Below are 1,821 nucleotides of genomic sequence, written 5' to 3'. Positions count from 1 at the left end.
TGAAAAGAGAACATATCTTATTTGTTTTATTCGATTGATTGTTTATCCATTTATCATTGTATTGGTCTTTCAGTTCACAGGATTATCAACAATTTCATCTGATGCAAATCAAATTTTCTTGATTACAATTTTAGCAGCAAGTGCACCTGCTGCTGCAACAATAACGCAATTTGCACAACTTTATAATAAACATCCTGGATATGCCAGTATTATGAATGTTATGAGTGTTATTTTTAGTATTGTGAGTATGCCTTTGATGGTGATGATTTATCAATTATTTTAGTTGTATTCTTTTCTTATTTTGTTACAATAATAAACACTGAGGTGTAATTATGAAGACATTAAAGAGAAAAGAACTCTTGTTTATAGGGTTAACATTATTTTCGATGTTTTTTGGGGCAGGAAATTTAATCTTTCCACCATTTTTAGGGGAGCAGGCAGGAGGACTCGCTTGGTTTGCGATGATCGGATTTATAATCAGTGCAGTTGGCTTACCAGTATTGGGTGTCATTGCTGTAGCTAAGGCTGGTGGGCTAAAGCCATTAGCTGGACGTGTACATCCAAAGTTTGCATTTGTCTTTACTTTGCTTATTTATTTATCAATTGGGCCCTGTTTAGCTATTCCTAGAACTGCTAGTACATCATTTGAGATGACAATTGTTCCTTTTATTGGAAATTATGGAAAAATTGCTCAATTTATTTATTCATTTGTATTTTTTGGTATAGCGTTGTATATGGCTTTAAACCCAGAAAAGTTATCAGATCGTTTAGGTAAGGTTTTATGTCCTATTCTCTTATGTTTAATTAGTATTATATTTATTGGGAGTTTTTTTGCAGGAACTTTCCAATATGGAACAAGCATTGAACCTTATACAAGTCATTCTTTGATACAAGGTTTTTTAGATGGTTATCAAACAATGGACACCATTGCTGCATTGAATTTTGGGATTATTATAGCATTAAATATTCAAAGTAAAGGGATTCATGATTCAAAAACGATTGTTTCTTCAACAATGAAAGCTGGCTTGATTGCTGGGTTTTGTTTGACATTGGTTTATTGTGCTTTGTTGCATATTGGGGGATTGGCTGGTAATATCAATGGTTACCATTCAAATGGTGCACAAACATTGATGCAGTTTGTTGAATATTTGTTTAAGAATACAGGAGTTATTATCTTAGGTGCAACCTTCTTTATTGCTTGTTTAAATACTTGCATTGGTTTGATTTGTTGTTGTAGTGAATATTTTTATGAAATTATTCCTCAAATTAGTTATAAGAAATGGGCATTTCTCTTTGCTGGCTTGAGTATGATCATTTCAAATATTGGGTTAGATATGATTCTTCAAGTTTCTGTTCCTGTATTAAATTTTCTTTATCCATTATCAATTGTTTTAATCGTTTTAGCTTTTTTACACCCTTGGATTCATAAATATACATATGTTTATCAAATCACTATGTTATTGACTGGTATTGGAAGTATTCTTGGCTTATTACCTAGTTTGGGATTGAATTATCAATGGTTGCATTCTATACCATTGTATAATCAATCATTAGGATGGATTATTTTTTCTGCTGTTGGTTTATGTTTAAGTATCTGTGTGAATACTCAAAAAGAATAAGGAATCTTTTCATGATTCTCTTATATTCTTTAAAATACTCTATATTTATGATATACTATTTATATGTAAACACTTATGCTTTGGTTATGATGATAAGTCATTGATAAGAGTGATAAACAAGACCTTTGTTTCATAAAATGAGATAAATGTGTCTTTTTCTTTTGAAGGGAGGAAACGATGTTATTAAATATTATTTTATTGG

At 30.8% G+C, this 1,821-nt stretch carries 2 protein-coding genes; both read left to right on the top strand.

The window, feature by feature from the left end; translation table 11 throughout:
• Positions 1-283 (top strand): AEC family transporter (locus ACLR9T_RS14375; RefSeq protein ID WP_413110146.1); only part of this gene is annotated, 283 nt, incomplete at its 5' end.
• Positions 284-332: 49 nt separating this feature from the next.
• Positions 333-1,619: a branched-chain amino acid transport system II carrier protein gene (brnQ, locus tag ACLR9T_RS14370; RefSeq protein ID WP_008790056.1), complete on the top strand. Its 1,287-nt coding sequence runs from the start codon at positions 333-335 to the stop codon at positions 1,617-1,619.
• Positions 1,620-1,821: the final 202 nt, after the last annotated feature.

This window comes from Thomasclavelia sp. (assembly GCF_047249845.1).
GTDB lineage: Bacteria > Bacillota_I > Bacilli_A > Erysipelotrichales > Coprobacillaceae > Thomasclavelia.
This window is presented reverse-complemented; position numbering and strand designations above follow the sequence as displayed.